The sequence below is a fragment of the Pseudomonas sp. Root562 genome (genome assembly GCF_001427125.1).
Taxonomy (GTDB): domain Bacteria; phylum Pseudomonadota; class Gammaproteobacteria; order Pseudomonadales; family Pseudomonadaceae; genus Aquipseudomonas.
Genome location: NZ_LMGK01000006.1, coordinates 244,545 through 250,830, shown reverse-complemented (window position 1 = coordinate 250,830; position 6,286 = coordinate 244,545). Strand labels below are relative to the sequence as shown.

General features: G+C 60.8%; 4 protein-coding genes. All 4 read right to left on the bottom strand.

Going from position 1 to position 6,286, the window contains the following annotated elements; genetic code table 11:
- Positions 1-160: 160 nt before the first annotated feature.
- The 4 genes from nahK to ASD60_RS08040 all read right to left on the bottom strand — a co-directional run bounded on the left by nahK (position 161) and on the right by ASD60_RS08040 (position 6,234).
- Complete coding sequence (gene nahK, locus ASD60_RS08055; RefSeq protein ID WP_082557548.1) at positions 161-2,794, bottom strand: hybrid sensor histidine kinase/response regulator NahK/ErcS'; 2,634 nt, start codon at positions 2,792-2,794, stop codon at positions 161-163.
- Positions 2,724-3,881: a nitric oxide-sensing protein NosP gene (gene nosP, locus ASD60_RS08050; RefSeq protein WP_442965988.1), complete on the bottom strand. Its 1,158-nt coding sequence runs from the start codon at positions 3,879-3,881 to the stop codon at positions 2,724-2,726. Before nosP ends, nahK begins: the two co-directional genes overlap by 71 nt.
- A 152-nt stretch (positions 3,882-4,033) precedes the next feature.
- Complete coding sequence (locus ASD60_RS08045) at positions 4,034-5,218, bottom strand: porin (RefSeq protein ID WP_056853499.1); 1,185 nt, start codon at positions 5,216-5,218, stop codon at positions 4,034-4,036.
- Positions 5,219-5,427: 209 nt separating this feature from the next.
- Positions 5,428-6,234, bottom strand: a complete 807-nt coding sequence (locus ASD60_RS08040) for a sulfite exporter TauE/SafE family protein (RefSeq protein WP_056853498.1) — start codon at positions 6,232-6,234, stop codon at positions 5,428-5,430.
- Positions 6,235-6,286 lie beyond the last annotated feature (52 nt).

The window sequence follows — 6,286 nt, the reverse complement described above, 5'->3', positions numbered from 1 at the left end:
CTCTTCATGTACTACAACCGCACCAGGCTCCACAGCTACAACAACTATCTGTCGCCGATAGCCATGGAGCAAAAAGCGGCATAAACACCGTAATCGGTGTCCGGGATTACTTGACCAGTTCAGCTTGCCAGCGATGAGGCCCTCACAAACACCGGCAGGCTCATGGCCTTGCGAGCAAATGACTCATCGCCGTCTTCAGCTTCATCGGCCGCACCGGTTTGTGCATCAGCGTGTGACCCAGTTCGCGGATCTGCTGCTTGAGTTCATTGCTGTAGTTGGCGGTGATCATCATCGCCGGGATCGCTGACTTACGACCGGCATTGATGCGCGCCACGGCGTCGACGCCGTTCAGTTCGTTGTCCAGGTGATAATCAGCAATCAGCAGGTCGGCCTCGGCGTGGTAGTTGTCCGTTTGCCGTGCCAGGTCCTGTTCCGACAACGCCGTCACCACCCGACATCCCCACCCTTCCAGCAACGTGCGCATGCCGGCGCAGATGGTCGCATCGTTGTCCAGCACCCATATCCGTGCCCCCCGCAGGCGCTCAAGCATCGGCTCGCTCATCTGCAACGTCGGCGGTGCTGCAGGCGCGGTGGCGCTGATTGGCACTTCGACCGAGAACATCGAGCCCTGGCCAGGCCATGAACGCACCTGAATGCGATGGCTGAGGATACCGGCAATTTTCTCGACAATCGCCAGACCCAGGCCCAGACCGCGATCCTGGTCCGGGCGCTGCACATCACCGCGCTTGAACTCCTGGAAAATCTCCTCCAGACGATGCTCGGCAATGCCCATGCCGCTGTCCCAGACCTCGATCGTCAGGCGCTGCCGATGACGGCGACAACCGAGCACCACACGACCTTTGCTGGTGTAGCGAATCGCATTGCTCAGCAGGTTACGCAGAATGCGCGCCAGCAACTGAATGTCGCTGCGCACCAACGCCGAACAGCCGATGTAGCGCAGTTGCAGGCCTTCACTGAGTGCCACCTGGGTGTACTCGGCGGCCAGGTTGTCCAGCAATTCACTGAGGGCGAACGGCGCAATGTCAGCCTTGATCACCCCCGCATCGAGTTTGGAAATATCCACCAGGGTGCCGAGCAGATTCTCAACGTCTTCCAGGGAATTGCTCACGTTGCGCACCAGAATCTCGCTGGCCATCGGCTCGCGCCGTTCCAGCAAGGCGCTGGTGAACAGGCGTGCGGCGTTCAATGGTTGCAGCAGGTCGTGACTGACCGCAGCGAGGAACTTGGTTTTCGACAGGTTGGCCTGTTCGGCTTCCTGCTTGGCCTCGCGCAAGCGTGACTCGACCAGACGCCGCTCACCGATTTCGCGCAACAATTGATCGTTGAGAGTGGTCAATTCCGCCGTGCGCTCGCGCACCCGCAACTCAAGGTTCTGATACGCCTGATGCAGCGCCTCGGCCGTGCGGCGGCGCTCTGTGATATCGCGAATCAGCACGAAGATCCCTACCACCTCTCCATTGGCCAAACGGTTAGGCACATAGGAACGCAGCATGTAGCGCTCCTGGTTGTTGACGTTGGTTTCAGCAAACTCGAAGGTCACGCTCTCCCCCGCCAATGCCCTGGCCACGTAGGATTCCAGGCGCTGGTAATGCTGTTCACTGTGCACTTCGCGCAAGCTCTGGCCGAGCATTACGCCCCGCGGCCAGCAATACCATTCTTCGTAGACCTTGTTGGTGAACTCGTAGACCAGGTCGGCATTGAGGTAGGCGATCAATGCCGGCACGTGATCGGTGATCAGGCGGATCCAGCGCTCGCTTTCACTCAGGGCCTCGGCGTGCTGATAGCGTTCGGTGATGTCGGTAAAGGTGTTGACGAAGCCGCCTGTCGGCAATGGATGGGTGCGGATTTCCAGGACCCGGCCGTCGTATAAACGCTGTTCGCATTCGCGTATCGGGCGACCGTTGCCATCGCGGCTGAACGGGGTCAGCAGGGTCAACTCGCTGTCGCCAATCACCTCGGCAAACGGCCGGTGGGCAGCTACCGGTGCCAGTCCGCTCAATTCCAGGAAACGCCGGTTCCATAACTCCAGAATGCCCTCGGCGCTGACCATCGCCACCCCTTGCGAGAGGTTGTCGACCGCGCGTTGCAATAGATGCGACTTCTGCGCTACCGCCTGCTCGCGGCGCATGGTTTCGCTGAGTTTGACGTCGGTGATGTCGATGAACAGAATCACCCGCCCGCCTTCCTGGGTCGGCCGCTCGCTGACTTGCAGCCAGCGCCCGTTCTGCAGGCGATACAGCAGGTTTTCATCGGCATGCCCGCGAGGCTCTTCGGTGAACAGGCCGTTGCTCATCATCAGGCGCTTGACCTCGCTCAGGCGCATGCCAGCGTTGATTCGTACTCGGCTCTTGCTCCAGAACGCCTTGAAACGACTGTTGAACAGCACAATGCGCTGCTCGGCGTCGAACAGCACAAATGCGTCGGAAATGCTTTCGATGGCATCGATCAGGTGTTGGTGCGCCGTTTCCGCACGCAGGCGGGCTTCGCTGAGCAGATGATTGCCGGCCTTGAGTTCGGCCATGGCCTGGTTCAGCGCATCGGTGCGCTCGCGCACTTGCTCGGCCAGCACGACCGAATGCTGGAAGGCCGCGTACGGATCATTGCCGCGAGTCACCCCGGATTCGACCCGCTCAATCAGCGCACCATTGATGCGTTGCAGTTTGTGGTTTTCAAGACGCAGCCTGGCGAGTTCGGCCTGCAGTTCAGCGATGTCCTGGGGCACGGCCGCGGGCAATGGCAACGCCGGTGAAGGTCTGGTTGATGTGCATGCCATTGAACTGTTCTCCATAGGTGTTGAAACCCATCACCCGTTGCTCACGCAAAAAACTGCCGATCTGTTCAAGGCTGCCATCGTCTTCGAGCTCCAGGCGTCGCAGGAAACAGTCGCACCCGATGGTCAACAGCAACTCCCCCAGGCGCGCCTGCAAGCCCTCGAACAGATTTTGCAGGTTCGGCAGCATCGGGCCTGGGGTCATGGCGGTCAGAACGATGCCGTTTTCCACGGCGCAGTAGAAACTCAGGCTCAGGTCCGGATGCACCTGCTGGATGGCCCGCACGTAGTACTGATCATTGATGCGCACGGCCAGCGGGTGCGCGGCGAAGACCCGGTGATCGAGTTGCGCCACCGGCACGCCGATATGCCGGGCATACTCGGCGGCGGCCGGTTCGGCATTCAGTTCGAACACCCGGCGCAAGGCATTGTCGGCCCCCGTGACCACCAACTTCTCGGCGCGCGGCATTACGTGGTGGGTGGTGAATACTTCGAAATCCAGCCAGGTATTGACCAGTACCACCACGGCGGCGCCACTGTAAAACTCGCCATCGAAGTACACATGGGTATGGGTCAGGTAGTTATCGTCGCCGGCCGAACCACCAAAATGCGGAATGTCGCCCAAGGCCGCGCTCAGCGCCGCCAGGACCATTTCTTCACGGCTGGACAGTCCATCAAGCAGGGTCAGGGCAAAACTGTTGCCCTTGATCGGCGCCAGGGTATTGCTGCGACAGCCACTGACCAGGCGCTCGACCATTTGCTGGGCGTCGATCAGGCTGAAGTGCTCCATCTGATCGATCAGCTCCACCGCGATTGAAAAATGCCGATGATCGAAGCCCACCGCCGTCACGCAATTGCGTCCGTAGCCCAGCGGCGTGATTTCTCCGGCGCTGGTGCAACCCGCCAGCCGAATGCCACCGAAGCTTTGCTGCAAGGCCTTGCCTAACGCCTGCAAGTCGTACTCGGCTGAACAGAAAAACAGCACGAACCCCAGGTGCGGATGCAACAACTGCCGCGCCAGCTCCTGCGCCACCTGAAAGGCATCGGTGGCCTGGGACATTGCACTGACGACCCCTTCGCTCTGCTGCATCATCGCCTCCGGCAGGCGCGTGTATGAGGCACGAGTGTACGAAGTCTGCGCGATGCGACGAATGCTACTTGGGTAGCGGGTAGCCGCTTCGATGGGATGAGACGGTTGGCGGCCCTGGCCGCGATGCGCACGGCCAGGGCCACCAGCCGGGGTTACCAGGTCAGCACCGCACCCACCGCAAAAGTATCGGTGTCTTCGTTCTGTTCATCGGTGTCGTGACCGTTGATTTCGAACTGGTTGTATTCGGCCACCAGCTTGAGGTTGTCGTTCACGTCATGGAACAACGCGATGCCGCGAGTCTCGTAGTCCGCTCCGCTGCCCACCACGCCGTTGCCGTCGTCATTGGTCTTGCCGTAGGACAAGGCCAGGCGGTTCTTGCCCAGTTTGTAGGAGCCCTGCATCAAGTAGCCGTCGCTGTCGACGTTGCGCAGGGTCGGCTCGCCCGCATTGTTGGTAAAGAACGGGTTGATACCCTTGGCCTGGAAACCGGACCCGGTCAGAGACAGGCCGCCCATCTTCGCCTGCACGCCATAACCGAGCCCTTTGGAGGTGACGGTTTCGACGGTCGAATCGGTGTTGTCCGAAGTCTGGTAGCTGCCGTTGACCCAGCTGTAGATCTTTGCACCGGCCAGGTCGAACTGATAGGTGATCTCGCTCTCGGTGCGCGGGTTTTCCTGATAGGCCTTGCCCGTCGGGCTGCTGTCGTTGGTGTCCACCGGGTCCATGATGCCGACCGCCACGCGCAGACCGTCCATCACCGGGGTGCGATAGGTGATCTGCGACGTCGGGAACGGGTACGGGTAGCCGGTGCCGATGTTGCCGAACGACACCCCGCCACCGTCCACCAGTCCTAAGGTGTCGCTGACCTGACCGTAACCGGCGAGCATTTCGTCGAGCAGGATGTTGGAACGGGCGAACAGTCCGAAGTCCTTGCCGATCAGCACTTCACCCCACTGCGGGTTGGCCACTGTTCCATAGAACTGCCGCACATCGATGGCGGTATCGGTGCCGTTGGTTTCACTGTCGTTGATGGTGACCCAAAACGATGCCCGGGCACCGAGCTTGAGGTCGTCAACTTGCTTACCCATGTTGAACCCCAGGTAGTTGGGCAGAAAGCCCATCTTCACCCGCGACTGCCGACGATCGTACTGATCGCCAGCGCGGTCCACATCGCTGTTGACGTAAAAGGCGTTGATGTAACCGTCGGTGGAAAATGTGGTCTGGTCTTTGTCGTACAGCATGATCTCTGCCTCGGCCACTGGGGTCAGGCCGAGCGCGGACAGGCTGGCAATGAACGCTGGCAGAAAACGCTGGGTGAATTTCTTATTGTTGTGCATGGGGCGCTCCGAAACGGGGGACGAAGTGTCGGAGGCGATTATCGAAACCTGACAGGCGGCGCCATACGCTGCCTTGGGGCTGGTTTTCAGGTGCTTTGGATTGGCCAGCGGCGCGTGACTACAACGGCGTAAGACCGCCTGTCGGCGAGGCTTGCCACTTAGGGCTTAGGCCTGCCGACGCAACTGGCGTTCGCAGGAACCGGTACTGGCTAGGCGTTGGCGCTGAACAGCATGTAGGCGGCGACCACCAGGCAGATACTGGCAAACCCCACCTGCAACGCCCGCGCCGGCACCCGCGCACTAAGTTTGCGGCCGATGAGCATGCCGACAATGCTTGAGATGATGAACACGATGCCCACGCCATCGATGCGCACCCCGGCGTGGAAAGCACCGATCACGCCGATGGCCGAGATCAGGCTGATCACCATCAGCGACGTGGCAACGATCCCGCGCATCTGCACGTCGGTCAGTTGCTTGAAGGCCGGCACGATCAGGAACCCGCCGCCGACGCCCAGCAATCCCGAGACAACGCCGGTCACCGCACCTAGCGCGGCGAGGGTCGCGGTGCATTTGGCGGTCCAGGAAAAGCGCCCGGTCTGTTGGTCGAGCATGCAGTTTTTCTGGCCCCAGTTGGCGTGACCGTGATCGCTTGGCCCTTGATCCTTGCGCTCACGGCGCAGCATTCGTGCGGCCACCATGACCATCAGCAGGCTGAACAGGACCATCAGGATTTTTTCCGGCAACTGATGGGCAAAGTAGATGCCCACCGGCGAAAACACCGCACCGAGTGCCGCAATCAACAACGCCGCGCGGTAGCGCACCAGGCCATGACGCAGGCCGTCGATGGCGCCGACCGCCGCCGCACTGCCCACCGCAAACAACGCGACGGGCGCCGCCGTAGTCATGCTCCAACCCAGGCCCAGCACCAGCGCCGGCACGGCCAGAATGCCCCCGCCGGCGCCGGTCAAACCCAACACCAAACCCATGACTACACCGAAAAAACTCGCCAGCAACATAGAACGCTCGTAATCCATGACAAAGGCCGGGAACGCCCGGTATCGATAGCGT

Bases quoted from the DNA above. Each gene is read 5' to 3' on its own strand.
- nahK (WP_082557548.1), bottom strand. From the start codon at position 2,794: ATGGCATGCACATCAACCAGACCTTCACCGGCGTTGCCATTGCCCGCG.
- nosP (WP_442965988.1), bottom strand. From the start codon at position 3,881: ATGCAGCAGAGCGAAGGGGTCGTCAGTGCAATGTCCCAGGCCACCGAT.
- ASD60_RS08045 (WP_056853499.1), bottom strand. From the start codon at position 5,218: ATGCACAACAATAAGAAATTCACCCAGCGTTTTCTGCCAGCGTTCATT.
- ASD60_RS08040 (WP_056853498.1), bottom strand. From the start codon at position 6,234: ATGTTGCTGGCGAGTTTTTTCGGTGTAGTCATGGGTTTGGTGTTGGGT.